The following is a 24,349-nucleotide window of genomic DNA, read 5'->3' as shown; positions in this document are numbered from 1 at the left end:
ACACAGGGGCGCCTGCCTCGCATCGCGGCGAGCGGCGAGCGGCGAGCGGTGACCGGCGATGGCCGACGGCACCGCCGTACGGCGAAGGGCCGCCCCCGCGTCCTGCGGGGGCGGCCCTTCGTCACGTCGTCCTGGAGACCCGTCAGACCGCGGGCTCCGGCTCCTCCGTCGGCTCCGGCTCCGGCTCCACCGGGGTCTTCACCGAGTCGAGCAGCAGCTGCGCCACGTCGACGACCTGGAGGCTCTCCTTGGCCTTGCCGTCGTTCTTCTTGCCGTTGACGGAGTCCGTCAGCATGACGAGGCAGAACGGGCAGGCGGTGGAGACGATGTCCGGGTTGAGGGACAGCGCCTCGTCCACGCGCTCGGTGTTGATGCGCTTGCCGATCCGCTCCTCCATCCACATCCGGGCACCACCGGCGCCGCAGCAGAAGCCGCGCTCCTTGTGGCGGTGCATCTCCTGCTGGCGCAGGCCGGGGACGGCGGACATGATCTCGCGCGGCGGCGTGTAGACCTTGTTGTGGCGGCCCAGGTAGCACGGGTCGTGGTACGTGATGAGGCCTTCGACCGGGGTCACCGGGATCAGCTTGCCCTCGTCGATGAGGTGCTGGAGCAGCTGGGTGTGGTGGATGACCTCGTAGTCGCCGCCGAGCTGCGGGTACTCGTTGGCGATGGTGTTGAAGCAGTGCGGGCAGGTCGAGACGATCTTCTTCGCCGACTTCGGCTTCTTCGTCTCCGGGTCGTCGTCGTCCTCGCCGAACGCCATGTTCAGCATGGCGACGTTCTCCTGGCCGAGCTGCTGGAACAGGGGCTCGTTGCCCAGACGGCGCGGGGAGTCACCGGTGCACTTCTCGTCGCCGCCCATGATCGCGAACTTGACGCCCGCGATGTGCAGCAGCTCGGCGAAGGCCCTGGTGGTCTTCTTGGCGCGGTCCTCCAGGGCGCCGGCGCAGCCGACCCAGTAGAGGTAGTCGACCTCGCTGAGGTCCTCGATGTCCTTGCCGACGATCGGGACCTCGAAGTCGACCTCCTTGGTCCACTCGACGCGCTGCTTCTTGGCGAGGCCCCAGGGGTTGCCCTTCTTCTCCAGGTTCTTCAGCATCGTGCCGGCCTCCGACGGGAAGGCGGACTCGATCATGACCTGGTAGCGGCGCATGTCGACGATGTGGTCGATGTGCTCGATGTCGACCGGGCACTGCTCGACGCAGGCGCCGCAGGTGGTGCAGGACCACAGGACGTCCGGGTCGATGACGCCGTTCTCCTCGGCGGTGCCGATCAGCGGGCGCTCGGCCTCGGCGAGGGCCGCGGCGGGAACGTCCTTGAGCTGCTCCTCGGTCGCCTTCTCCTCGCCCTCCATCGTCTTGCCGCCGCCCGCGAGCAGGTACGGCGCCTTGGCGTGCGCGTGGTCGCGCAGCGACATGATGAGGAGCTTCGGGGAGAGCGGCTTGCCCGTGTTCCAGGCGGGGCACTGCGACTGGCAGCGGCCGCACTCGGTGCAGGTGGAGAAGTCGAGGATGCCCTTCCAGGAGAACTGCTCGACCTGGGAGACGCCGTAGACGTCGTCCTCGCCCGGGTCCTCGAAGTCGATCGGCTTGCCGGCGGAGGTCATCGGCTGCAGCGGGCCGAGGGCGGTGGAGCCGTCGGCGTTGCGCTTGAACCAGATGTTGGGGAAGCCGAGGAAGCGGTGCCAGGCGACACCCATGTTGGTGTTCAGCGAGACCGTGATCATCCAGGTGAAGGACGTGACGATCTTCAGCGCCGCGAAGAAGTACGTGAGGTTCTGGATCGTGCTCAGGTCGGCGCCGTCGAGCAGCGCGATCAGCGGGTAGGAGGCGAAGAAGCCCGGCTCCCAGCCGGTCACGTGGTGCTGGACGCCCTCGAGCGCGCGCAGCGTCATGATGCAGACGCCGACGATGAGGATGACGGCCTCGACGAAGTAGGCCTGGCCCGTCTTGGAGCCCGCGAAGCGGGACTTGCGGCCGGCCTTGGTCGGCTTGCTGAGCTGGCGGATCACGATCAGCGTGACGATGCCGAGGACGGTCATCAGGCCGAGGAACTCGGTGAAGATCTCGTACGGCAGCCAGTCGCCGATGATCGGGATGAGCCAGTCCGCCTGGAAGAGCTGGCCGAAGGCGTTGACGATCGTGAGCAGGAGGGAGAAGAAGCCCACCGCCACGAACCAGTGCGCCACGCCGACGACGCCCCAGCGGTTCATCCGGGTGTGGCCGAGGAATTCCTTGACCAGGGTGACGGTGCGCTGCGTCGGGTCGCCGGTGCGCGTTCCCGCGGGCACCGGCTGACCGAGCCGCACGAAGCGGTAGATCTGCGCGATGGCGCGGCCGAACAGCGCGACGGCTACCACCGTGATGACGATCGACACGACGATCGCGGCGAGTTGCATGAGGGGCTCCTCGGGCGGGCCTGCGAGGCGGAGCACCGGCACTCTCGAGCGCTCCGGGCACTGTCGAGTGTGGCACTACTAAGCGGTAACTTATTCAGTCCGTGACGAGATTACCGGGTAGCGGCCGCGCACTGTAGCGGCGCCTACGGTGATCTGTGTCGCTCAGGCAACCCTTGCCGTGTGGGGTGCGTGGGGCGCGTGACGACGTTTACGGACTGCAGGCAGGGTACGCGCCAGGATCACCAGGTCCATGCCGAGCCAGTGATGGTCCACATAGTGGAGATCGAGCAGCTCGCGCTCCTCCCACGGCAGCTCCGAACGCCCGCTGATCTGCCAAGGACCCGTCATCCCCGGTCGTACGGACAGCCGGCGGCGTCCGTCTCCTCTGCTCTCCCGGTGTCCGGGTGCCAGCGGGCACGGCCCGACCAGTGACATCTCGCCGCGTACGACATGGAGCAGCAGCGGCAGGTTCGCCAGCGGGCTCCGCGTGCGGAAGGTCAGCATCGTGAAGATCCGGTCGTGCCGGCCCGCGACCGGGCGGCGGCGCAGCAGTCCGGTCGTGCTCCCCGCGCGCGTGCTGCCCGTTCCGAGTGCGACGGAGAGGGCGACGGTGGCGATCAGCGGGGACAGCAGGACGAGGAGGGCGAGGCCGCCCGCGATGTCGAACGCGCGCTTCGCCGTCATGCGCCTCCACCTTCCGGCGAGAATCATGGGATATGTCCGGACTCTCTCACGCAAAGGGTGCCGGGGTGGGGAACGACGCGCCCTGGTGATGCGTTGATTGAGTGCAAGGGATGGCGAAGAGTTGAGTCGACCCCACTCAGGTCTGTTGACTCTCATCCGGGGGTCGTGCATCCTTGAGTCAGTTCCACTCAAGTCAGTCAGCTGGAGGAATCGAAATGGCACGTGCGGTCGGCATCGACCTGGGCACGACTAACTCCGTCGTCAGCGTTCTGGAAGGCGGCGAGCCCACCGTCATCACCAACGCCGAGGGCGCCAGGACCACGCCGTCCGTCGTCGCCTTCGCGAAGAACGGCGAGGTGCTCGTCGGCGAGGTCGCCAAGCGCCAGGCGGTCACCAACGTCGACCGGACCATCCGGTCCGTGAAGCGTCACATGGGCACGGACTGGAAGATCGAGCTCGACGGGAAGACCTTCAACCCGCAGCAGATGTCCGCGTTCATCCTTCAGAAGCTGAAGCGTGACGCCGAGGCCTACCTGGGCGAGAAGGTGACCGACGCGGTCATCACCGTCCCGGCCTACTTCAACGACTCCGAGCGCCAGGCGACGAAGGAGGCCGGCGAGATCGCCGGTCTGAACGTCCTTCGTATCGTCAACGAGCCCACCGCGGCCGCGCTCGCGTACGGCCTCGACAAGGACGAGCAGATCATCCTCGTCTTCGACCTCGGTGGCGGCACCTTCGACGTGTCCCTCCTGGAGATCGGCGACGGCGTCGTCGAGGTGAAGGCCACCAACGGTGACAACCACCTCGGTGGTGACGACTGGGACCAGCGCGTCGTCGACTACCTGGTGAAGCAGTTCGCGAACGGCCACGGCGTCGACCTGTCCAAGGACAAGATGGCCCTGCAGCGTCTGCGCGAGGCCGCCGAGAAGGCCAAGATCGAGCTGTCCTCCTCCACGGAGACCACGATCAACCTTCCCTACATCACGGCCTCCGCCGAGGGCCCGCTGCACCTGGACGAGAAGCTCACGCGCGCCCAGTTCCAGCAGCTGACCGCCGACCTGCTCGAGCGCTGCAAGACCCCGTTCCACAACGTCATCAAGGACGCCGGCATCTCCCTCAGCGAGATCGACCACGTCGTCCTGGTCGGCGGCTCCACCCGTATGCCCGCCGTCGCCGAGCTCGTCAAGGAGCTGACCGGCGGCAAGGAGGCCAACAAGGGTGTGAACCCGGACGAGGTCGTCGCCATCGGCGCCACGCTCCAGGCCGGTGTCCTCAAGGGTGAGGTCAAGGACGTCCTGCTCCTCGACGTGACCCCGCTGTCCCTCGGTATCGAGACCAAGGGCGGCATCATGACCAAGCTCATCGAGCGCAACACCACGATCCCGACCAAGCGGTCCGAGATCTTCACGACGGCCGAGGACAACCAGCCGTCCGTGCAGATCCAGGTCTACCAGGGCGAGCGCGAGATCGCGGCGTACAACAAGAAGCTCGGCATGTTCGAGCTGACCGGTCTGCCGCCGGCCCCGCGTGGCGTCCCGCAGATCGAGGTCTCCTTCGACATTGACGCGAACGGCATCATGCACGTGACCGCGAAGGACCTCGGCACGGGCAAGGAGCAGAAGATGACCGTCACCGGCGGTTCCTCGCTCGCCAAGGACGAGGTCGACCGGATGCGCCAGGAGGCCGAGCAGTACGCGGAGGAGGACCACCGCCGCCGCGAGGCCGCCGAGTCCCGCAACCAGGGCGAGCAGCTCGTCTACCAGACGGAGAAGTTCCTCAAGGACAACGAGGACAAGGTCCCCGGTGAGGTCAAGACCGAGGTCGAGACCGCCGTCGCCGAGCTGAAGGAGAAGCTCAAGGGCGAGGACACCGCGGAGATCCGCACGGCCACCGAGAAGGTCGCGGCCGTCTCCCAGAAGCTCGGCCAGGCCATGTACGCCGACGCCCAGGCCGCCCAGGCCGCGGGTGGCGCCGACGCCGGCCAGGCCCAGGCCCAGGACGACGACGTCGTCGACGCCGAGATCGTCGACGAGGACAAGCCGAAGGGCGGCGCTGCCTGATGTCGGAGGAGACCCCGGGCTTCGAGGAGAAGCCCGACGTCCCCGCCGACGGCACGCCCGAGGAGACCGAGGCCGCCGACTCCGCCGACAAGGCGGAGGGGGCGGCCCCGGCCGGGGACGCTACGGACGTAGCTCTGCTGGCCCAGCTGGACCAGACCCGCACCGCGCTCTCCGAGCGCACCGCGGACCTCCAGCGGCTCCAGGCCGAGTACCAGAACTACCGCCGCCGTGTGGAGCGGGACCGGGTCACGGTCAAGGAGATCGCCGTCGCGAGCCTCCTGACCGAGCTCCTGCCCGTGCTCGACGACATCGGCCGGGCCCGGGAGCACGGCGAGCTCGTGGGCGGCTTCAAGTCGGTCGCCGAGTCGCTGGAGACCGTCGCCGCCAAGATGGGTCTGCAGCAGTTCGGCAAGGAGGGCGAGCCCTTCGACCCGACGATCCACGAGGCCCTGATGCACTCGTACGCGCCGGACGTCACCGAGACGACCTGCGTGGCGATCCTGCAGCCGGGGTACCGGATCGGCGAGCGGACCATCCGCCCCGCGCGGGTGGCCGTCGCCGAGCCCCAGCCGGGCGCGGCTCCGGCCGCCAAGGAAGAGAAGAAGGCCGACGAGGAGAGCGGTGGCCCCGACGAGGGCTAGCGCGACGATCGTCCGAGAGGAGGGACGTCGATGAGCACGAAGGACTTCGTCGAGAAGGACTACTACAAGGTTCTCGGCGTCCCCAAGGACGCCACCGACGCCGAGATCAAGAAGGCGTACCGGAAGCTCGCCCGCGAGAACCACCCGGACGCCAACAAGGGCGACACCAAGGCGGAGGCGCGCTTCAAGGAGATCTCCGAGGCCAACGACATCCTCGGTGACCCGAAGAAGCGCAAGGAGTACGACGACGCCCGTGCCCTGTTCGGCAACGGCGGCTTCCGGGCCGGCGGCCCGGGCGGCGGCTCCTTCAACTTCGACCTCGGCGACCTCTTCGGGGGCGCCCAGGGCGGGGCCGGGAGCGCCGGCGGCTTCGGCGGCGGTATCGGTGACGTCTTCGGCGGCCTGTTCAACCGGGGCGCGGGCGGTGCGGGCACCCGTACGCAGCCGCGCCGCGGCCAGGACATCGAGTCCGAGGTGACGCTCAGCTTCACCGAGGCCATCGAGGGCGCCACGGTGCCGCTGCGGATGTCCAGCCAGCAGCCCTGCAAGGCGTGTTCGGGCACCGGCGACAAGAACGGCACCCCGCGGGTGTGCCCGACCTGTGTCGGCACCGGGCAGGTCTCGCGCGGCAGCGGCGGCGGCTTCTCGCTGACCGACCCGTGCGTGGACTGCAAGGGCCGCGGCCTGATCGCCGAGACCCCCTGCGAGGTCTGCAAGGGCAGCGGGCGGGCCAAGTCCTCCCGCACCATGCAGGTCCGCATCCCGGCGGGCGTCAGCGACAAGCAGAAGATCCGGCTGCGCGGCAAGGGCGCTCCGGGCGAGCGCGGTGGGCCGCACGGCGACCTGTACGTCGTCGTGCACGTCGACGCGCACCCGGTGTTCGGCCGCAAGGACGACAACCTCACCGTCACGGTGCCCGTCACGTTCGACGAGGCGGCGCTCGGCGGCGAGATCAAGGTGCCGACCCTGGGCGGCCCCGCGGTGACGCTGAAGCTGCCCGCGGGTACTCCCAACGGGCGCACCATGCGGGCCCGCGGCAAGGGCGCGGTCCGCAAGGACGGCACCCGCGGCGACCTGCTGATCACGGTGGAGGTCGCGGTGCCGAAGGAACTGGACGACAAGGCCCGCGAGGCCCTGGAGACGTACCGCGAGGCCACGACGGGCGAGGACCCCAGGGCAGAGCTGTTCCAGGCCGCGAAGGGAGCTTGAGGAGATGGAAGGCCGCCGCCGTAATCCCTACCAGCTGACCGACGAGACGCCGGTGTACGTCATCTCGGTGGCGGCTCAGCTCTCCGGTCTGCATCCCCAGACGCTGCGTCAGTACGACCGCCTCGGCCTGGTCTCCCCGGACCGCACGGCCGGGCGGGGCCGCCGCTACTCGGCCCGTGACATCGAGCTGCTCCGGCAGGTGCAGCAGCTGTCGCAGGACGAGGGCATCAACCTGGCCGGCATCAAGCGCATCATCGAACTGGAGAACCAGGTGGCGGCCCTCCAGGCCCGGGTGGCCGAGCTGTCGACGGCCGTCGAGGGCGCGGCGGTGGCGATGCGTCAGCGCGAGGCCCAGGTACACGCCTCCTACCGGCGCGACCTGGTCCCTTACACGGACGTGCAGCAGGCGAGTGCCCTGGTGGTGTGGCGGCCGGGGCACAAGCGCGGCGAATAGCTTCCTCTTCGCACGCGGCTCCCTTCTCGCACGTGGCTCCCTTCGCGCACGAGGCCCCCTCTCCGGAGGGGGCCTCGTCGCGTTCACGGGCGGGCGTCACGGCAGGAGTTCGGAGACGATCTCGACGGCCGTGTGCCACCAGGGCTGCGCCCCGGTGCCGAAGCCGGCGGCGAGGGCGGTCCCGAGGGCCTGGTCGAGCGCGTCCGCGTCCGGCTCCCAGCCGGCGTCGACGCGGCCGTCGCCGGCCGACTCCAGGGTGCCGAGACGCCGCCCGTCCCGGGTGAGCCGGCTCTCGCCGTACGAGCAGGGCACGAGGCGGTAGCGCCGCCCGTCCACGGTCGCGTCGACGCGGTACGAGCGGCGTGAGAGGCGGCCCCTGGCGGGGCGGAGTCCGGCCGGGCGCCCGTCGACGGTGAGCGCGAGCAGCGCGGCGTCGCGGGTGCCGATGGGCGTGTGGCGGTCGGCGGCGCTCTCGGGGGCCCGTACGAGCTCCACGGAGGGCAGGCCGTGGCCGTCGACCCGGAGGGCGCCGGCAGGGGTGTCGAGGTGGATCCGGACGTACACGTCGGTCATTCGTCCCGTTCGAGGATGCCGGAGCGGGCGATGAGATAGCCCAACTGGGCGCGGCTGCCGCTGCCGAGGGCGGCGGCGAGCTTGGCGATGTGGGCACGGCAGGTGCGGACGTTCATGCCGAGGCGGCGGGCGATGGCCTCGTCGACGTGCCCCTCGACGAGGAGCTTGGCGATGGAGCGCTGCACGCCGCTGATGCCGCTGAGCATCGGCTCGTAGGTCACGGGGGCGTCCAGCGGTGTGGCCTGGAGCCAGAACTGGTCGAAGACGCCGCCGAGGTACTCGACGAGGCCCTGGTGGCGCAGTTCGAGCGCTATGGTGCGGTCGCGGCTGGCCGGCACGAAGGCGACCTTGCGGTCGACGATGATGAGCCGGTCGATGATCTCTTCCAGCGTGCGGACCTCGACCTCGGGGCCGATGCGCTCCAAGTAGGCCAGGGTGATGGGCTGGTGGCGCGCCGTGTGCTGGTAGAGCGTGCGCATCTTGATGCCCTTGCCGAGCAACGGCCGGACCCGGCGCAGGGCTTCGCCGAACGTGTGGGCGCTGCGGCCCTTCCCCGGTTGTACGGTGAGCAGTTCCGAGGTGCACTCCTCGACGGCGCGGTCCAGGCTGGCGTTGATGCGGTCGAGGCCTTCGAGGACCGTGATGGCGTGGGTCATCGAGGGGTCGCGTGCGCCGAGGGCCATGAACGGCTCGAAAGCGTCGGAGAGGGAGACGGTCAGGCGCCTGCGCTCCTGGATCTCCTTCTCTATGGGAAGGAGCAGCCGGGCCAGCGCGGCCGAAGGGGCCACGGGGCGCAGCCATTCGGCGTCGTCGGGGTCGGGACGCAGCAGGTCGAGGTCCATGAGGCAGGGGGCCGACCCGATGTCCGAGCGGGCGATCCGGCCTGATCGCAGCGCTTCGGCATAGAGGCGTGTGCCCGCTTCGCACAGGTCTGCGTGCGTGTGAGAATGTCCCGCTTTCTCAGGTTCTCTTCGCATACGTACACCCCCAGGCTTTTGCATTACAGGAACATGATGCATTGAGCGAGTGGTGGAAACGGGATGAGTGAGCCATCGTCGTGACTTGCGGGGGAGCAGGTTGTTACACACCTTCAAGTGAGGTTGCTCGGTCATGTCCAAGAAGCTCATACGCACCGTAGCCGGTGTCGCACTGATGGCTGCTGCCGCTGTGGGAGCGGTCACGGCAACCGAGGACCCGGGGTGGGGTTCGCAGACGAGGGTCGTGAACGCCGACCCGGGCTGGGGTCTTGCCCCCGGTGCCGAGGCCGCCGACCCGGGCTGGGGTCTCGTCCTGGCCGCCGCCGATCCCGGCTGGGGTGTCGCACCGGCCTCCGATCCTGGATGGGAGTCCGTGAGGGCATGACGGTTCCCGAAGATCCTCGTTTCCGACGGGAGATGGCGAGCGCCTACCGGTCCGGGTGGCACTTCATCGACCTCGTCACCGCGGTGCCGCGCCGTGGCGAGTCGTTGATGGTCACCCTCTTCGGAGAGCCGATCGTCGTCGTCCGCGAAGACGACGAGGACATTCGCGCCTACCGGTGTCTTCGCCGCCCACGCGGCGCCCCGCAGCCCGTCCGCTGTGCCATCAGGTACGGCATGATCTTCGTCAATCTCGACCAGCGCGACCACCAACTGGTCGAACCCCACCTGGTCGACACCGAGACCATCACCGCCACCCCCCGCAGCGCCTGAACGATTCCCCCGTCGTTGTAGATCGTTCAGGTGCTTCCCCCACACAGCGGCGCCATCGCGGACCTGAAACGCGATGGCGCCGCTGTGCGTCCGCGTCCGGACGCGCCGGCGGCCGGCCCCCGTGCCGACTACGCCCGGCCCATCGCGCGCGTCAGGGCGATCTCGATCACGACCCGGTCCGGGTTCGGCGTCGGGACCCGGCCGTAGCGCGCCGCGTAGCGGTCCACCGCGTCCGCGACCGTCTCCGCCTCGGTGCGGACCCGCGCCACGCCCTCCAGCGTGGCCCAGCGGCCCTTGTCCACCTGGCAGACCGCGACCCTCGCGCCCTCCGGGCCCGCCGCCAGGACGTTGGCGACCTTGCGGCTGTGCTTGTTCGTGATGACCCGGGCGATGCCCTTCTCGCCGCCCTCGGGGTCGTACGTGACGCCGACCGCCACCACGTGCGGCGTGCCGTCCGGGCGGGGCGTGGTCAGGGTGCACATGTGGTACTCGCGCCAGAAGGCGAGGTACGTGTCACTGGGCTTGCTCGGGTCGATGGCCATGCTCCGGAAACTACTCCGGGAAGGACTCCCTTCGGTACCTTGAGCGGAATAGGCTCAACTTTGTGTACGTTGGATGAGTCATAGGAGGGGAAGAGTCCCCGCAGCAGTCGAGAACCAGGAGGAGACCCCGCACGTGGACGCCGAACTGACCAACAGGAGCCGGGACGCGCTGAACGCGGCCAGCAGCCGCGCCGTGTCCGAGGGGCACGCCGATCTGACCCCCGCGCATCTCCTGCTCGCCCTGCTCGCGGGTCAGGACAACGAGAACATCACCGACCTGCTCGCCGCCGTCGAGGCCGACCAGGCCGTCGTGCGCTCCGGCGCGGAGCGGCTCATCGCCGCCCTGCCCAGCGTCACCGGGTCCACGGTCGCGCCCCCGCAGCCCAACCGCGAGCTGCTCGCCGTCATCGCCGACGCCGACGAGCGCGCCAGGAAGCTCGGGGACGAGTTCCTCTCCACCGAGCACCTGCTCATCGGCATCGCCGCCAAGGGCGGCCGGGCCGGCGAGCTCCTCGACCGGCAGGGCGCCGACGCCCGCAAACTCCAGGCGGCCTTCGAGAAGGCCCGCGGCAGCCGCCGGGTGACCAGCGCCGACCCCGAGGGCTCGTACAAGGCCCTGGAGAAGTTCGGCACCGACTTCACCGCCGCCGCCCGCGAGGGCAAGCTCGACCCGGTCATCGGCCGCGACCACGAGATCCGGCGCGTCGTCCAGGTCCTCTCCCGCCGCACGAAGAACAACCCGGTCCTCATCGGCGAGCCCGGCGTCGGCAAGACCGCGGTCGTCGAGGGCCTCGCCCAGCGGATCGTGAAGGGCGACGTCCCCGAGTCGCTGCGCGACAAGCGCCTGGTCTCCCTCGACCTCGGCGCGATGGTCGCGGGCGCCAAGTACCGGGGCGAGTTCGAGGAGCGCCTGAAGACCGTCCTCTCCGAGATCAAGGAGAGCGAAGGCCAGGTCATCACCTTCATCGACGAGCTGCACACCGTCGTCGGGGCGGGCGCCGGCGGCGACTCCGCCATGGACGCCGGCAACATGCTCAAGCCGATGCTGGCCCGCGGCGAGCTGCGCATGGTCGGCGCCACGACGCTCGACGAGTACCGCGAGCGGATCGAGAAGGACCCCGCCCTGGAGCGCCGCTTCCAGCAGGTCCTGGTCGCCGAGCCGTCCGTCGAGGACACCGTCGCCATCCTGCGCGGGCTCAAGGGGCGCTACGAGGCCCACCACAAGGTCCAGATCGCCGACTCCGCCCTCGTCGCCGCGGCGGCCCTCTCCGACCGCTACATCACCTCCCGGTTCCTGCCGGACAAGGCCATCGACCTGGTCGACGAGGCCGCCTCCCGGCTGCGCATGGAGATCGACTCGTCGCCCGTCGAGATCGACGAGCTCCAGCGCTCCGTCGACCGGCTCAAGATGGAGGAGCTCGCCCTCTCCAAGGAGACCGACGAGGCGAGCCTGCAGCGCCTGGAGAAGCTGCGCCGCGACCTCGCGGACCGCGAGGAGGAGCTGCGCGGCCTCACCGCCCGCTGGGAGAAGGAGAAGCAGTCCCTCAACCGGGTCGGCGAGCTCAAGGAGCAGCTCGACGAGCTGCGGGGGCGCGCCGAGCGCGCCCAGCGCGACGGCGACTTCGACACCGCCTCCAAGCTGCTCTACGGGGAGATCCCGGCCCTGGAGCGCGAGCTGGCGGCCGCGAGCGAGGCGGAGGCCCAGCAGGAGGCCGCGAAGGACACGATGGTCAAGGAGGAGGTCGGCCCGGACGACATCGCCGACGTCGTGGGCGCCTGGACCGGCATCCCCGCGGGCCGTCTCCTGGAGGGCGAGACGCAGAAGCTGCTGCGCATGGAGGACGAGCTCGGGCGGCGTCTGATCGGCCAGAGCGAGGCCGTCCGCGCGGTCTCCGACGCGGTGCGCCGCACCCGCGCCGGCATCGCCGACCCGGACCGGCCGACCGGCTCCTTCCTCTTCCTCGGCCCGACCGGCGTGGGCAAGACCGAGCTGGCGAAGGCGCTCGCGGACTTCCTCTTCGACGACGAGCGGGCGATGGTCCGCATCGACATGTCGGAGTACTCGGAGAAGCACTCCGTCGCCCGTCTGGTCGGCGCGCCTCCCGGCTACGTCGGCTACGAGGAGGGCGGCCAGCTCACCGAGGCCGTACGGCGGCGCCCGTACTCGGTCGTGCTCCTGGACGAGGTGGAGAAGGCCCACCCCGAGGTCTTCGACATCCTGCTCCAGGTCCTCGACGACGGCCGGCTCACGGACGGCCAGGGCCGCACGGTCGACTTCCGCAACACGATCCTGATCCTCACCTCGAACCTGGGCAGCCAGTTCCTCATGGACCCGCTGACCGGTGAGGGGGAGAAGCGGGAGCAGGTCCTGGAGGTCGTCCGGGCGAGCTTCAAGCCGGAGTTCCTGAACCGTCTGGACGAGATCGTCGTGTTCTCCGCGCTGGAGAAGGACGAGCTGGCGCGCATCGCGCGGCTCCAGATCGACCGTCTGGCCCGCCGCCTCGCCGACCGCCGCCTCACCCTGGACGTCACGCCCGAGGCACTGGCCTGGCTCGCGGAGGAGGGCAACGATCCGGCCTACGGCGCCCGCCCGCTGCGCCGCCTGATCCAGACCGCCATCGGCGACCGCCTGGCGAAGGAGATCCTGGCGGGCGAGGTGCGCGACGGCGACACGGTCCGGGTGGACCGGTTCGAGGACGGCCTGATCGTGGGCCGGGCCCAGTAGCCGGTCGGCGTGATCAGCCCCATGGAGAGCCGGATCCGGTGCCGCGAGCGCTCCTCCGGTTCCCTCCATGGGGCGAGATCGTGTCAGCCACGAGCTGATCGTGCCGTGAGGACTTGCCACGTACCGCCTGGCATGGGGGAGGATGGCGGGCATCCGTACGAAGGGAAAACCCGGTGAGCATCGACCCGTCCTCGATTCCTAACTTCGGGGCTCAGCCCCAGCCGCAGGCCGGAGGACCGGCGGGCCCCGTCGTTCCCGACCAGGACCTCGTCAAGCAGCTTCTCGACCAGATGGAGCTGAAGTACGTCGTCGACGACGAGGGTGACCTCGCGGCGCCGTGGGAGGAATTCCGCACGTACTTCATGTTCCGTGGCGAGGGCGAGCAGCAGGTCTTCTCGGTCCGCACGTTCTACGACCGCCCGCACGCCGCCGACGACCGCGCCCGCATCCTCGACGCGATCGACGACTGGAACCGCCGCACCCTGTGGCCCAAGGTCTACACCCACCTGCACGAGGAGGAGGACGGCTCCGCCACCCTCCGACTCATCGGTGAGGCGCAGATGCTGATCGGCACCGGTGTGTCGCTGGAGCACTTCGTGTCCTCCACCGTCAGCTGGGTCCGCGCGTCGATCGAGTTCGACAAGTGGCTCGTCGAGCAGTTCGGTCTGGAGTCGCCGGAGGGCAAGGACTCCGGCGAGGCCGACTCCGAGTAGTCACAGAGCCATGCGCGCGAGTGTCAGCGCGTACGGCGCGTAGCCGAACGAGAGCCCGGCCAGGCCCGCGATCACCACGATCGCGGCGCCCGGCCGGGCTCTCGTCATGGCGCCGGCCAGCGGCAGCAGGAGGGGGAAGGCCGGCAGCAGGAACCGTGGCTTCGACTCGAAGAAGCCGGAGCCGCCGACCGTGATGAGTACGAGCACGCCCGTGTAGACGAGCACCGGCAGCGGCGGGCGCTCGACGAGCGTGAGCAGGGCGAACAGCAGTACCCCGGCCGCCGTGATGACCAGGGCCATCGCGAAGCCGAACTGGGTCGGGCCCTTCAGCATGTCCCGCACGAAGCGCAGCGTGCCCCGCCCGAAGTCGAAGCGGGAGGTCCAGCCGTCCTGGACGGCGAAGTAGCCGCCGAGCAGATCGCCCCGCCGGGCGCCGACCCACAGCAGGTACGAGAGCCAGCCGACCGGCGCGCACGCGGCCCCGGCCCACACCGGCCAGGCGACCCGGCCCCGGGCCCGCCACAGCGCCAGGGCCGCGGCGGCGAGGACGGCGGCGGCGATGGCGACGCCGTTGGGCCGGGAGAGCCCGGCCAGTGCGGCGAGGCCGCCCGCCCACAGCCATCGGCGGGTCAGCAGCGCGTACAGCGCCCAGGCCGCGAAGGCGGTCATGAGGGGTTCGGTGTACGCCATGGACAGCACGATCGAGTGGGGGAGCAGGCCCCACAGCAGCACCGTGACGACGGCGGTGGGCCGGCCGCACAGGCGCTCCGCGACCAGGTAGATCCCCCAGGCCGCGGCCCCGGCGGCGAGCCAGGACAGCAGCAGTCCGGCTGTGCCGCCGGTGACGGGCAGCACGGCCGTGACGGCCCGGACGAGCCCGGGATAGAGCGGGAAGAAGGCCAGGTCGGACTGGACCACCCCGTCGGGCCAGAACAGCGTGCGGCCGTAGCCGTTCGCCGCGATCCCGGTGTACCAGAGGGAGTCCCAGGACTTGGCGAGCAGCGCCCTCGGCGAGCGCCCGACGTGCCAGGCCCACAGCGCGAGCACCAGGACCCCGGTGAGCCGCGCGGCGGCGAAGAGCCCGAGGGCGGGTGCGGCACGCTGCAGCGAGGCCCGCCAGCGGGGCACCCGCCGGGCGGGGGCGACGGCGGATGCCGGGCGGTCGAGGGTCTCGGCGGACAGGGGGCACCTCCGTGCGCACGGACAAACCGATCGTGACTCGACAAATCGGTTTACCGGACGATCGGCCCGTCCGGGGGACGGGCACGCCGCGCGCCCCCTGGTCCGCTCGGGGGACAACCCCTCCGGGTCAGCCCCGGCCCATCTCCAGGAGCAGCAGCGCCAGTCTCACCCCGGGGCGGCGCAGCTCCTCCCCGTAGCGCAGGACCACCGCGTTCTCCCAGGCCAGATCCGTGGCCGGGCGCCCGACGGCGCGCCGCGCGGCGACGAACCGCCGCTGCTCGGCGGCGCGGCGGCGGACCAGGTCGATGATCTGCGTGTCCAGGTCGACCAGCCGGCCCCGCCCGTCGTCGGGTGCGGGCTCGGGGGCTCCGGTGCGGGTGGCGGGCTCCGTCTCGGCGGTCACCTCGCGCTTCGCCGTCTCCACTAGGCCAGCTCCCGGACGGCGCGCTCCAGCACGGTGAGGCCCGCGTCGAGGCGCGCCCCGTCGACGGTGAGCGGCGGCAGGAGCTTCAGCACCTCGTCCCGGGGGCCGGAGGTCTCGACGAGGAGGCCCAGCTCGAAGGCGCGCCGGCCGACCGCCGCGGCCGTCGGGGCGTGGGCGAAGCGCAGGCCCTGGACGAGGCCGCGGCCGCGCACGGAGACATCGGCGCCGACGGAGCCGGCGAGGCGGGTCAGGCGCTCGCGGACCTGGTCGGCGAGGTCGCCGGTGGACTTCTCCAGGGTGCTGTCGCTCCAGTACGCGCGCAGCGCGGCGGCGCCGGTGACGAAGGCCAGGTTGTTGCCCCGGAAGGTGCCGTTGTGCTCGCCCGGGCGCCAGACGTCGAGCTCCGGCCGGAGCAGGACGAGCGCCATCGGCAGTCCGTAGCCGCTGATCGACTTGGAGAGGCAGATGACGTCCGGGACGATGCCCGCCTCCTCGAAGCTGAAGAAGGCGCCGGTGCGTCCGCAGCCCATCTGGACGTCGTCGACGACGAGCAGCAGTTCGTGGCGGCGGCACAGGTCGGACAGCTCCTGGAGCCATTCCACCCGGGCCACGTTGACGCCGCCCTCGCCCTGCACGGTCTCCACGACCACCGCGCCGGGCCGGTCGAGGCCGCTGCCACCGTCGGAGAGCATGCGGTCGAGCAGGGCGAGCCCGTCCACGTCGGGGTCGAAGCCGTCGTACGGCACCCGCAGCACGTGGTCGAGCGGCACGCCCGCGCCCGCCCGCTTGTCCGCGTTCCCGGTGAGCGCCAGGGAGCCCAGGCTCATGCCGTGGAAGGCGTTGGTGAAGGCCACGACGTTCGGCCGGCCGGAGACCTTGCGGACGAGCTTCAGCGCCGCCTCGACGGCGTTGGTGCCGGTCGGGCCGGGGAACTGGACCTTGTGGGGCAGCCCGCGCGGGGTGAGGATCCGGCTCCTGAAGACCTCCAGGAATTCCGTCTTCGCGGAGGTCGTCATGTCCAGGCCGTGGGTCACCCCGTTGCTGGTCAGATAGTCGATCAACGGCTGCTTGAGCAGGTCGTTGTTATGCCCGTAATTCAGGGTTCCGGCGCCCGAGAAGAAATCGATGAATTCCCGCCCGGAAGTATCGGTGAGAATGGCCCCGTGGGCCTCCTTGAATTCCGTCGGCCACGTTCGGCAATAGCTCCGTACTTCCGATTCGAGCTCTTCGACGATACTCATGAACCCTCCCCCTGGAGTGCGGCTATCGGTGGCGGGATCGTGGCACGACGCCGATCCGCAATGCAAGGAGGGAGGCCGTCGCGCAAGGTGGAGTTCATTATTGAGGCGGCCTATGACGTTATTGGTCCAGGGTATTTGACGGGTGTCTCGGCGGTGTGGATGGATAGTCCACGGCAATGCTGTTCGGCTGGTCGGATGTCCGGGGGGATTTCGCGGTGCACAATGCAGGGACGCAGGAGCCGCCGGAACTCGTCCGGCTGCCGCTGAGGGCGCGTCTTGACGCGTTCGCGCGGGGCGGGGTGGACCCCGCCGACTGGGCGGAGCAGGCCAACGCCTGGAGCTTCGTGGCCGACGAGCGCTACCGGGCGACCACGCTGCTGTGCCCCGTGGAACCGGCTGATCCGCCCGTACGGCTCGGCGTCAAGGACACCGTGGACGTGGCCCGGCTGCCGACCCGGCTCGGCCTGCGCAGGCACCGCGGGTATCCGGAGCGCTCGGCCGCCGCGCTGGACGGCGTCACCGGGGCGGTCGTCAACGCCAAGCTGGTCACCACCGAGCTGAGCCTCGGTCTCGAACACGGCTGCGTGAACCCGTACTTCCCGCACCTCGACCCCGCCGGGTCGAGCACCGGCTGCGCGGTCGCCGTCGCCGCCGGCATCAGCGACCTCGCGATGGGCACCGACTCGGTGGCCTCGGTCCGGCTGCCGGCCGCCGCCTGCGGCGTCGTCGGCCTGCGCCTCACCCACGACCCCCGGCTCCTCGACGGCCTGTACCGGCTGTCCGACCGGCTCGACGCGCCCGGCTGGCTCACCCGCACCGTCGACGACCTCGACGTGCTCTGCCGCTCCGGCGCGCTCGGCGCCCGGCTCGCCGCCGACGGCCGGCGCCCCGACGGTGCCTGGCGGATCGGGGTGCCCGAGGAGGTGCTCGCCGACCGGATGCTGCCCGAGGTCCGGGCGGACTACGACCGGGTGCGCGCGGCCGTCGAGGCGGCCGGGGCGGAGCTGGTCCCGGTACGGCTCGGCGAACTGTTCCGGCGGCGCGCGCTGGCGTACGAGCTGTGCGCCAAGGACGCCTTCGACGCGTACGTCCGGTGGCGGGCGGGCGGTTCCGGCGACGCCGACGAGCCGGCGCCGTCCACCCGCCGGGCACTGGAGATGGGCGCGGCCGTCGGCCCGGACCGGCACGCCGAACTGATCGCGGTCCACGAACGGCACCGCGCGCTCGCCCGCCGCCTGTTCGCCGAGGACCGGGTCGACGGCTGGCTGATGCCCGCCGGGACGCTGCTGCCGCGCAACCTCCACACCGAGGCGGCGCCGGAGACGACCATCCGCACGGCGGACCCCGAGACCACCGCCGGTCCCGGCGACGAGGGTGACGACGACGGCTACGACGGCGTCAACTACGCCACCATGGCGGCCTTCGCCGGACTCCCGGCCCTCAACTTCCCGCTCGCGTACGACGCCGGCCACGAGGCCCCGCTCGGCATGCAGCTGATCGGGCCGCCCGACACCGAGCCCGCGCTGATCGCGCTCGCCTCCTTCGTCACCGGCGCCGCCGGGACCGCCACTCACTACCTGGGCCGCCCGTCCAAGTGGCCTGCGGAAGAGGGCCGATGAGCGCCCCACAGCCCACCGGCACGGCACCCGGCGCCCCGGCCGGCGCCGGGCAGAGCGTCCCGGGCGCGGGCGGCGTCCGGGCCTTCCTCGTGGCGTGGCTGCCCAGCCTCCTCGTCGTCATCGCGACGGGCGGGTGCCTCTTCTCGCTGAGCTGGTGGATCAACGGCGCGCCCGGCGGGGGCGCTTCGCTCGGCCTCGTCATCGGCGGGTCGAGCGTGGTGTCCCTCAGCGTGACCACCGTCCTGTCCGGGGTGCTCGACCGGGCCGACCGGCTGCGCGCCCTCACCGTCCTGCTGCTGGTCCTGGCGCTGCCCGTCGGCGCGCTCGTCGTCCTCTTCGGCCCGTCCCGTCCCGGCACGGCGGCGCTGGTCCTGGCCGCCGTCTGCTACACCGCGATCAGCACCACCGAGACCCTCTACCTGGCCGCCACCGAGACGGTGACCGCCGATCTCGCCCCGGCGAACTGGCCGGAGACCCGCACCGCGCTGCTCACCCAGATCCACTCGCAGGTCGACCGGGTCGTGGCGCCGGCCGCCGCGGGGGCCGCGATCTCCGCGGGGGCGCTGCGCTCCATCCCGCTCACCGCGCTCGCCGTACTCCTCGCGATGCTGCTGGTGCTGCGCTGGGGACGGCGCCCGCTGGACGCGGTGACCGCCCGGATCCGGGCCGAGGCCGCGGCCGGGGACGCGCCGGGCTCCCCGCTGCGCACCTGGCTGAAGGACGCGGCGTCCGCCGTCGCCCTCATCCGGGCCCACCGCGACCTGGTCTTCCTGGTGCGGCTCGGAGTGCTCGGCAACCTGGTCGTCTTCCCCTTCTACGCCGTGCTGCCCGCCTTCCTCACGGCCTACGTCTCCTCGCCCCGCGAGAACGCCACCGTGTACGGGCAGGCGGCCGCCGGCTACGGCCTGGGCATGCTGGTCGGCACCGTGCTGCTGCTGCGGGCCGGCCGGGGGCTCTCCGGGCGCCGGGCGCTCGGCGTGGCGAGCGGCGCGCTGGCCGCCATCTGCGCCGTCGTGTTCGGCGTCTCGCTGACCCGCTCGCCCGGCGTGGTCGTCGCGGGCACGGCCCTGACCGGGCTGCTGTTCTCCGTGCTCGTCGCGGTCGGCGGCGCGGTCTGGCTCAAGCGCACCCCGGCGGAGATCCGGGTCCGGGTCTTCAGCCTGCGCCGACTGACGGTCTTCTCCAGCATTCCTCTCGGCACCGCGCTGCTCGGCGTGGGCGGGGCGGCCTTCGGCTACCGGGAGTTCGTCCGCGGGGTCGTCCTGGTCGTCCTGCTGGCCCTCGCCTGGTCGTGGTTCGCCGCCCGGCGCCACCTCGACGAGGGCTGAGCCCCGGCCCCTCCCCGCGCCTCCCCGACCCCCGCCCGTGCGTCCTCCCCACCTCGTCACCCAGCACCTCTCCTCGCGAAAGGCACCGACAGAGCCGTGAAGAAGATCCTGTTCGTCCACGCCCGGGGCGGTGTCCCGCTCGACCACGCCCTGCCCCGGCTCGCCGCCTGCGGCGAGGTGCACATGCTGGCGCTGTCCGCGCTCTCCGCCGACCGCTCCGAGCCCTGGCGCCGCTGGTGCGCCGACGTCATCGAGGCGGGCGACCGGCGGATCGTCGGCGAGGAGCTCGTCGATCTCGTCGTCGCGAGCGCCAAGGAGGTCGGCGCCGACGCCGTCATCGGCTTCTCCGAGTACATCCTGCTCGCCCTGGCCCACGCCGCCGAGCGGCTCGGCCTGCCGGGCCCCGGCGCGGGCGCCGTCTACTCCCGCGACAAGCGGCTGATGCGGGAGCGCTGGGCCGAGGCCGGGGTGCCGGTGCCCGCCTTCCGGCGGGTCGCCACCGAGGCGGAGCTGGCCGAGGCCTTCGACGCGCTCACCGCGCCGATGCTGCTGAAGCCCGCGTGGGGGGCCGGCTCGATCGGCCAGGCGGTGCTGCGCACCCGGGACGACGTGGCCGGCGCCTGGTCGTCCGTGACCGGCGCGCTGCGCGGCCTCGCCGACCGCGGCTTCGGGGAGTCGTACGAGACGGACGCCCCGGGCCACCTGCTCGTCGAGGAGATCATCGACGCCACCACCGAGGGCTGGTACGAGGAGGAGGGCTACGGCGACTACCTCAGCGTCGAGGGCGTCGTGGCACGCGGCGTCTTCCACCCGGTGGCGATCACCGGCCGGATCCCGACCATCGCGCCCTTCACCGAGCTCAGCAGCCACGCGCCCTGCGTCCTCGCCGAGCCGCTGCAGCGCCGGGTCGAGGAGGTCGCCCGCGCCGCCGTCGACGCGCTCGGCCTGGACACCTGCGGCACGCACACCGAGATCAAGCTGTGCCGGGACGGCGGCCTGATGGTCGTCGAGTCCGCGGCCCGGTTCGGCGGCTCGGCCATCATGGCCGTCGTCGAGGAGGTCTTCGGCGCCGACCTGGTCACCATGCTGACCCGCGAACTCCTCGGCGAGCCCGCCGGACTGCCCGAGCGCATGCTCGTGGAGGGCGGCCGGGGCGCGGCGGCCGAGATGTCGCTCATCGGCACCGACGCGGCCGGCCGGCCGTGGACCACGACGCCGGTGTGGGACTCGCGCACCGCCGACCTCGACCTGCTGGTGTCGCCCGGCAGCCACGTCGAGCCGGTGCGCAGCCTGACCGTGCCGGACGGCACCCCCATCCCCGCGTACGACGCGCCCCGCGGCATCACCAACTGCGCGGGCATGCTCTTCCTCACCTCGCCCGACCCGGGCACCCTGCTGCGCGACACCTACGCCGTCCTCGACGGCATGGAGGCCCGGCTGAACGACGCCGCCACCGCCGCCGCCACGACCGCCGCCGCGGCCGGGGAGAACGGCGCATGACGGGGACGACCGCCACCGCGGGCGAGGCCGCCACGGCCGCCGCCGGGCCGTACGAGATCGTCGAGCGGAGCACCGTCGCGGACGTGGACCGCGCCGAGTGGGACCGCCTCGCGGCCGGCTCCTCGCTCTACTCCGGCCACCGCTGGCTCGCGTACCTGGAGCAGTACCGCGACTGCGTGCCGCGCTACCTGCTGGCCCGGCGGGCCGGCCGGACGGTCGGCGCGCTCCCGCTCTACGAGTTCCCCGGCGACGTACCGAAGTTCTACGACCCGGCGCAGCTGCTCCCGGTGCCGCAGACCACCGGCGCGACCGCCCGGCCCTACGTCCTCGGCGGCACCCGCGCCGGTTACACCACGGAGCTGCTGCTCGACCCCGGGGCGTCCGAGGAGGAGGCCCGCGGCGCCGCCCGGGCCCTGCTCGACCGGGTGCGGGAGCTGCGGCGGGAAGGCGGCCTCGCCGCGCTGCTCTACCTCACCGACGAGACGGCGGCGCTGCTGCTGCCCGAACTCGGGCCCGAGGACCGGCTGATGCTGATCGACTCGCGGGCCCGGATCGACGTCGACGCGGACGGACTCGACGGACTGCGCGGCCGGGTGGGCCGCAAGACCAGGGCCCGGATCCGCAACGAGATGCGCAACTTCGAGGAGGCCAGCTGCGTCCGCGAGGTGCTGCCGCTCTCCGCCTGCCACAAGGAACTCGGGCCGCTGGCCGCCCAGGTGCTCCAGCGCTACGGATATCCGACCAGCGCCGAGGAGGAGGCCGCGCGCTTCGCCTCGCAGGCGGAACAGCTCGACGACCTCACCCAGGTCGTCCTCGCCCGCAAGGACGGCCGGGTCGTCGGCTTCACGCTGTTCTTCGTGGAGAACGGCACGATGTACGGCCGGGTCCACGGGCTCGACGACGAACTGGCCCGCAGCGCCTCCCTCTACTTCAACCTGACCTACTACCACGCGATCGAGCACGCGGCCGGGGCCGGCGTCACGACCCTCGACCTCGGCTGCGACTCGCACGAGACGAAGGTGCTGCGCGGCGCGGAACTCCAGCCGCTGTGGGGCCTGTTCCTCGACCTGCCGCTGGACGCGGCCGGCCGCGCCGAGCTGCGCGCCCGGCACGAGGAACGGATCGGCACCTTCGCCGCCTGGGACCCGCGGATCCGCACCGCCGTGGCCGACCGGGTCGCCGAGCGGCTCGCCGCCGAGCCGGGCGGCCGCGCCGAGCCCGCCGTCCGCGCCCCTTCCGCCGCTCCCGCCCCTTCCGCCGAGCCCGCCGTCCGCGCCCCTTCCGCCGAGCCCGGCGCCCCCGCCCACGACGCCTGAGGAGCACCACCGCCATGACCCAGCCCGACCACACCCTCACCGGGGAGCAGGTGCGCGCCCTGGTGGACCGCTACGCGTCCGGTCCGCTCGCCGAGGCCTACGGCCACCTGGACGGCGTGGCCGAGCCCGCCCTCACCGAGGTGCCCGTCCTCACCAAGGACGACTTCCGGGCCGCCCTCCCCGGCACCATGGCCAGGGCCCGCGACGCCCGCTTCGGCTCCCTCGTCTACGCCAGCGGCGGGACCACCGCGAGCCCCAAGCTCAGCCTGATCCCGAGCCACATGTTCGTCCGCGACGTCGCCGCGCACTGGAACCCGCTCACCGCCGACGACGTGCTGCTCAACTACGACACCCCGGGCCTGCTGTCCTCCGCGCACAACTTCTTCAACGGGCTCGCCGAACTCACCGGCGCCGTCAGCGTCCCCCTCGGCGCGGTCGACGACGAGCGGGTCCCGGCCTGGCTGGACACCGTGGAGTCGCTCGGCGTCACCGCCTTCAACGGCACCCAGAGCCAGATCGCGCAGCTGGTCCGGCTGTGCGCGGCGGCCGGCCGCAAGCCCCCGGCCTTCCGCAAGGTGCTGTGGAACGGCGAGGCGTTCAGCGCCTCCGCCGCCTCCCTGGTGCGCGAGCAGCTGCCCGACACCGAACTGCACGGCATCTACGGCTCCACCGAGACCTGGGTGATCGGGCACAACGGCCCGGGCTGCGACCTCGACACCTTCCACGTCCTGCCGTACCAGCACATCGAGCTCGACGAGGGCATGATCCTCGTGACCAACACCCACCCCGACTGCCTCAACCCCGTGCTGCGCTACCGCATCGGCGACCGCGGCACCTGGGTCGACTGCCCGTGCGGCCGTCCGGGCCCGGCGCTCAAGGTGCACGGCCGCGACGACCCCCAGCTGAAGTTCCTCAGCATCCTCGTGACCCCGCAGGAGGTCGCCGAGGCGGCCCACGCGGTGCCCGCGGTGACCGGCGTCCAGGTCGTGATGGTCGACCACGGCGCCGCCGAGGAGCGCATGGAGCTGCTGGTGACCCTCGCGCCCGGCACCGACACGGACGGAGCAGTGGCCGAGGTTCGCCACCGGGTCCTCACCGACGTGTACAGGTTGGGGTTCGAGGTGGCGGCCGTCCCCCAGGCCTTCGAGGTGCGTGCGGTGGAGCGGCTGTGGGTGAACCCGCGCTCGAACAAGACGCCGTTGCTGCGCCACCGCAGCGGCTCCGACACGGAGGAGACCTGGAATGGGAACGGCTGAGCGCAGGATCGTGGTCGTCAGCGGTGGCGGCACCGGCATCGGACGGGCCGTGTCCGCGGCCTTCGCCGCCGAGGGGGCCGAGGTCGTCGCCCTCGGACGCCGCGCAGAACCGCTGGAGCGGGCCGCGAAGGAGCTCACCGAGGAGCATGCGGCGGCGGGCGGCTCGGTGCGCGCCCTGACCGCCGACCTGACGGAGCCGGCGGAGGCCGAGCGGGTCCGCGACGAGCTGCGCGCGGCGTACGGCCGGGTGGACGTGGTCGTCAACAACGCCGGCGGCAACGTGCTGGTCGGGGCGCCCGAAGGCGCCGCGGCCGGACTGGCGGGCGCGGCCTGGCACTGGACCGGCAATTTCCGGTCGAACGTCCTGACCGCCGTCCTCCTCACGGAGGCCCTGCGCGACCTGCTGGCCGCGCCCGGCGGCCGGGTGGTGCTCCTCAGCTCGATCGCCGCCTACCGCGGCTCGGGCGCCGGCTCGTACGCCGGGGCCAAGGCGGCGCTCCACCCGTACATGTACGACCTCGCCGCCGACCTCGGTCCGCGCGGCGTCACCGTCAACACCGTCGCCCCCGGCTACATCGCGGAGACCGAGTTCTTCGGTCCGGACGGCGTCGCCGAAGCGCGGCGCCGGATGCTCGTCGACCAGGCGATGAACAAGCGCGCCGGGGCGCCCGCGGATGTCGCGGAGACCGTCCGCTGGCTGGCCTCGCCGGCCGCCGGCCATGTCACGGGTCAGATCATTCAGGTCAACGGCGGTGCCGAAAAGGGCCGTTGACGCAAACCTCGTCAGTCTCGC

22 protein-coding genes are annotated in these 24,349 nt (G+C 71.7%); 14 read left to right on the top strand and 8 right to left on the bottom strand.

Annotation, left to right across the window (positions count from 1 at the left end):
• Positions 1 to 142: 142 nt before the first annotated feature.
• Both ACIRQF_RS14465 and ACIRQF_RS14460 read right to left on the bottom strand, forming a co-directional pair.
• A complete protein-coding gene (locus ACIRQF_RS14465; RefSeq protein ID WP_376627007.1) occupies positions 143 to 2,398 on the bottom strand; it encodes a (Fe-S)-binding protein in 2,256 nt (751 codons plus the stop codon).
• A gap of 162 nt (positions 2,399 to 2,560) precedes the next feature.
• On the bottom strand, positions 2,561 to 3,082 hold the full coding sequence (locus ACIRQF_RS14460; protein WP_404092163.1) for a sugar transferase: 522 nt from the start codon (positions 3,080 to 3,082) through the stop codon (positions 2,561 to 2,563).
• Positions 3,083 to 3,297: 215 nt separating this feature from the next.
• On the opposite strand from ACIRQF_RS14460, the gene dnaK reads away from it, so the two are divergent.
• The 4 genes from dnaK to ACIRQF_RS14440 are packed head-to-tail and all read left to right on the top strand — an operon-like array spanning position 3,298 to position 7,446.
• Entirely contained in the window at positions 3,298 to 5,142 is a 1,845-nt protein-coding gene (gene dnaK, locus ACIRQF_RS14455) for a molecular chaperone DnaK (protein WP_376627003.1), read from the top strand.
• Positions 5,142 to 5,783: a nucleotide exchange factor GrpE gene (gene grpE, locus ACIRQF_RS14450; RefSeq protein WP_376627001.1), complete on the top strand. Its 642-nt coding sequence runs from the start codon at positions 5,142 to 5,144 to the stop codon at positions 5,781 to 5,783. The genes dnaK and grpE overlap by 1 nt, the downstream gene beginning before the upstream one ends.
• A 30-nt stretch (positions 5,784 to 5,813) precedes the next feature.
• On the top strand, positions 5,814 to 6,992 hold the full coding sequence (dnaJ, locus tag ACIRQF_RS14445; RefSeq protein ID WP_376626999.1) for a molecular chaperone DnaJ: 1,179 nt from the start codon (positions 5,814 to 5,816) through the stop codon (positions 6,990 to 6,992).
• 4 nt (positions 6,993 to 6,996) lie between these two features.
• Positions 6,997 to 7,446, top strand: coding sequence for a heat shock protein transcriptional repressor HspR (locus tag ACIRQF_RS14440; protein ID WP_376626997.1), 450 nt, complete (start codon positions 6,997 to 6,999; stop codon positions 7,444 to 7,446).
• A 96-nt stretch (positions 7,447 to 7,542) separates the two neighbouring features.
• On the opposite strand, the gene ACIRQF_RS14435 is transcribed toward ACIRQF_RS14440, so the two are convergent.
• Positions 7,543 to 8,019 carry a hypothetical protein gene (locus ACIRQF_RS14435; protein WP_404092158.1) on the bottom strand — a complete coding sequence of 159 codons (477 nt, stop codon included), beginning with the start codon at positions 8,017 to 8,019 and terminating at the stop codon, positions 7,543 to 7,545.
• Positions 8,016 to 8,996, bottom strand: a complete 981-nt coding sequence (locus tag ACIRQF_RS14430; protein ID WP_376626993.1) for a helix-turn-helix transcriptional regulator — start codon at positions 8,994 to 8,996, stop codon at positions 8,016 to 8,018. The genes ACIRQF_RS14435 and ACIRQF_RS14430 overlap by 4 nt, the downstream gene beginning before the upstream one ends.
• 133 nt (positions 8,997 to 9,129) lie before the next feature.
• Between ACIRQF_RS14430 and ACIRQF_RS14425 the strand changes: the two genes are divergently transcribed.
• Positions 9,130 to 9,381 (top strand): hypothetical protein, encoded by a 252-nt coding sequence (locus ACIRQF_RS14425; RefSeq protein WP_376626991.1) that lies wholly within the window; start codon positions 9,130 to 9,132, stop codon positions 9,379 to 9,381.
• Complete coding sequence (locus tag ACIRQF_RS14420; RefSeq protein ID WP_376626989.1) at positions 9,378 to 9,710, top strand: (2Fe-2S)-binding protein; 333 nt, start codon at positions 9,378 to 9,380, stop codon at positions 9,708 to 9,710. The genes ACIRQF_RS14425 and ACIRQF_RS14420 overlap by 4 nt, the downstream gene beginning before the upstream one ends.
• 128 nt (positions 9,711 to 9,838) lie before the next feature.
• On the opposite strand, the gene ACIRQF_RS14415 is transcribed toward ACIRQF_RS14420, so the two are convergent.
• Positions 9,839 to 10,252, bottom strand: coding sequence for a pyridoxamine 5'-phosphate oxidase family protein (locus ACIRQF_RS14415; RefSeq protein WP_404092153.1), 414 nt, complete (start codon positions 10,250 to 10,252; stop codon positions 9,839 to 9,841).
• Between the two features lie 133 nt (positions 10,253 to 10,385).
• Here ACIRQF_RS14415 and clpB point away from each other — a divergent pair, with 133 nt between their 5' ends.
• Both clpB and ACIRQF_RS14405 read left to right on the top strand, forming a co-directional pair.
• Positions 10,386 to 12,977 carry an ATP-dependent chaperone ClpB gene (gene clpB, locus ACIRQF_RS14410; RefSeq protein ID WP_389750778.1) on the top strand — a complete coding sequence of 864 codons (2,592 nt, stop codon included), beginning with the start codon at positions 10,386 to 10,388 and terminating at the stop codon, positions 12,975 to 12,977.
• A 173-nt stretch (positions 12,978 to 13,150) separates the two neighbouring features.
• Complete coding sequence (locus tag ACIRQF_RS14405) at positions 13,151 to 13,690, top strand: YbjN domain-containing protein (protein WP_376626984.1); 540 nt, start codon at positions 13,151 to 13,153, stop codon at positions 13,688 to 13,690.
• Here the strand turns inward: ACIRQF_RS14405 and ACIRQF_RS14400 are convergent, their stop codons facing one another.
• The 3 genes from ACIRQF_RS14400 to ectB all read right to left on the bottom strand — a co-directional run bounded on the left by ACIRQF_RS14400 (position 13,691) and on the right by ectB (position 16,537).
• The gene (locus ACIRQF_RS14400) at positions 13,691 to 14,818 is read right to left on the bottom strand and encodes a glycosyltransferase family 39 protein (RefSeq protein ID WP_404092148.1); all 1,128 of its coding nucleotides are present in this window, start codon (positions 14,816 to 14,818) and stop codon (positions 13,691 to 13,693) included. It abuts the gene before it with no gap.
• Positions 14,819 to 14,999: 181 nt separating this feature from the next.
• Complete coding sequence (locus tag ACIRQF_RS14395) at positions 15,000 to 15,296, bottom strand: hypothetical protein (protein WP_382476932.1); 297 nt, start codon at positions 15,294 to 15,296, stop codon at positions 15,000 to 15,002.
• On the bottom strand, positions 15,296 to 16,537 hold the full coding sequence (gene ectB / locus ACIRQF_RS14390; protein WP_404092145.1) for a diaminobutyrate--2-oxoglutarate transaminase: 1,242 nt from the start codon (positions 16,535 to 16,537) through the stop codon (positions 15,296 to 15,298). The genes ACIRQF_RS14395 and ectB overlap by 1 nt, the downstream gene beginning before the upstream one ends.
• Positions 16,538 to 16,752: 215 nt before the next feature.
• Between ectB and ACIRQF_RS14385 the strand changes: the two genes are divergently transcribed.
• The 6 genes from ACIRQF_RS14385 to ACIRQF_RS14360 all read left to right on the top strand — a co-directional run bounded on the left by ACIRQF_RS14385 (position 16,753) and on the right by ACIRQF_RS14360 (position 24,328).
• Complete coding sequence (locus ACIRQF_RS14385) at positions 16,753 to 18,156, top strand: amidase family protein (RefSeq protein ID WP_404092143.1); 1,404 nt, start codon at positions 16,753 to 16,755, stop codon at positions 18,154 to 18,156.
• Entirely contained in the window at positions 18,153 to 19,484 is a 1,332-nt protein-coding gene (locus tag ACIRQF_RS14380) for a hypothetical protein (protein WP_404092140.1), read from the top strand. Before ACIRQF_RS14385 ends, ACIRQF_RS14380 begins: the two co-directional genes overlap by 4 nt.
• A 96-nt stretch (positions 19,485 to 19,580) precedes the next feature.
• The gene (locus ACIRQF_RS14375; protein WP_376626973.1) at positions 19,581 to 20,984 is read left to right on the top strand and encodes an acetyl-CoA carboxylase biotin carboxylase subunit family protein; all 1,404 of its coding nucleotides are present in this window, start codon (positions 19,581 to 19,583) and stop codon (positions 20,982 to 20,984) included.
• Positions 20,981 to 22,300, top strand: a complete 1,320-nt coding sequence (locus ACIRQF_RS14370) for a GNAT family N-acetyltransferase (RefSeq protein ID WP_404092138.1) — start codon at positions 20,981 to 20,983, stop codon at positions 22,298 to 22,300. Before ACIRQF_RS14375 ends, ACIRQF_RS14370 begins: the two co-directional genes overlap by 4 nt.
• 14 nt (positions 22,301 to 22,314) lie before the next feature.
• Positions 22,315 to 23,556, top strand: coding sequence for a phenylacetate--CoA ligase family protein (locus ACIRQF_RS14365; protein WP_404092135.1), 1,242 nt, complete (start codon positions 22,315 to 22,317; stop codon positions 23,554 to 23,556).
• Positions 23,543 to 24,328 (top strand): SDR family NAD(P)-dependent oxidoreductase, encoded by a 786-nt coding sequence (locus ACIRQF_RS14360; RefSeq protein ID WP_389750784.1) that lies wholly within the window; start codon positions 23,543 to 23,545, stop codon positions 24,326 to 24,328. Before ACIRQF_RS14365 ends, ACIRQF_RS14360 begins: the two co-directional genes overlap by 14 nt.
• The last annotated feature ends 21 nt before the right edge of the window (positions 24,329 to 24,349 follow it).

Source organism: Streptomyces sp. NPDC101191 (assembly GCF_044767915.1).
GTDB lineage: Bacteria > Actinomycetota > Actinomycetes > Streptomycetales > Streptomycetaceae > Streptomyces.
The sequence above is the reverse complement of the archived record's forward strand: the minus strand, read 5'-3'. Positions and strand labels throughout refer to the sequence as shown.

Bases quoted from the DNA above. Each gene is read 5' to 3' on its own strand.
- ACIRQF_RS14465 (WP_376627007.1), bottom strand. From the start codon at position 2,398: ATGCAACTCGCCGCGATCGTCGTGTCGATCGTCATCACGGTGGTAGCC.
- ACIRQF_RS14460 (WP_404092163.1), bottom strand. From the start codon at position 3,082: ATGACGGCGAAGCGCGCGTTCGACATCGCGGGCGGCCTCGCCCTCCTC.
- dnaK (WP_376627003.1), top strand. From the start codon at position 3,298: ATGGCACGTGCGGTCGGCATCGACCTGGGCACGACTAACTCCGTCGTC.
- grpE (WP_376627001.1), top strand. From the start codon at position 5,142: ATGTCGGAGGAGACCCCGGGCTTCGAGGAGAAGCCCGACGTCCCCGCC.
- dnaJ (WP_376626999.1), top strand. From the start codon at position 5,814: ATGAGCACGAAGGACTTCGTCGAGAAGGACTACTACAAGGTTCTCGGC.
- ACIRQF_RS14440 (WP_376626997.1), top strand. From the start codon at position 6,997: ATGGAAGGCCGCCGCCGTAATCCCTACCAGCTGACCGACGAGACGCCG.
- ACIRQF_RS14435 (WP_404092158.1), bottom strand. From the start codon at position 8,019: ATGACCGACGTGTACGTCCGGATCCACCTCGACACCCCTGCCGGCGCC.
- ACIRQF_RS14430 (WP_376626993.1), bottom strand. From the start codon at position 8,996: ATGCGAAGAGAACCTGAGAAAGCGGGACATTCTCACACGCACGCAGAC.
- ACIRQF_RS14425 (WP_376626991.1), top strand. From the start codon at position 9,130: ATGTCCAAGAAGCTCATACGCACCGTAGCCGGTGTCGCACTGATGGCT.
- ACIRQF_RS14420 (WP_376626989.1), top strand. From the start codon at position 9,378: ATGACGGTTCCCGAAGATCCTCGTTTCCGACGGGAGATGGCGAGCGCC.
- ACIRQF_RS14415 (WP_404092153.1), bottom strand. From the start codon at position 10,252: ATGGCCATCGACCCGAGCAAGCCCAGTGACACGTACCTCGCCTTCTGG.
- ectB (WP_404092145.1), bottom strand. From the start codon at position 16,537: ATGAGTATCGTCGAAGAGCTCGAATCGGAAGTACGGAGCTATTGCCGA.
- ACIRQF_RS14380 (WP_404092140.1), top strand. From the start codon at position 18,153: ATGAGCGCCCCACAGCCCACCGGCACGGCACCCGGCGCCCCGGCCGGC.
- ACIRQF_RS14370 (WP_404092138.1), top strand. From the start codon at position 20,981: ATGACGGGGACGACCGCCACCGCGGGCGAGGCCGCCACGGCCGCCGCC.
- ACIRQF_RS14365 (WP_404092135.1), top strand. From the start codon at position 22,315: ATGACCCAGCCCGACCACACCCTCACCGGGGAGCAGGTGCGCGCCCTG.
- ACIRQF_RS14360 (WP_389750784.1), top strand. From the start codon at position 23,543: ATGGGAACGGCTGAGCGCAGGATCGTGGTCGTCAGCGGTGGCGGCACC.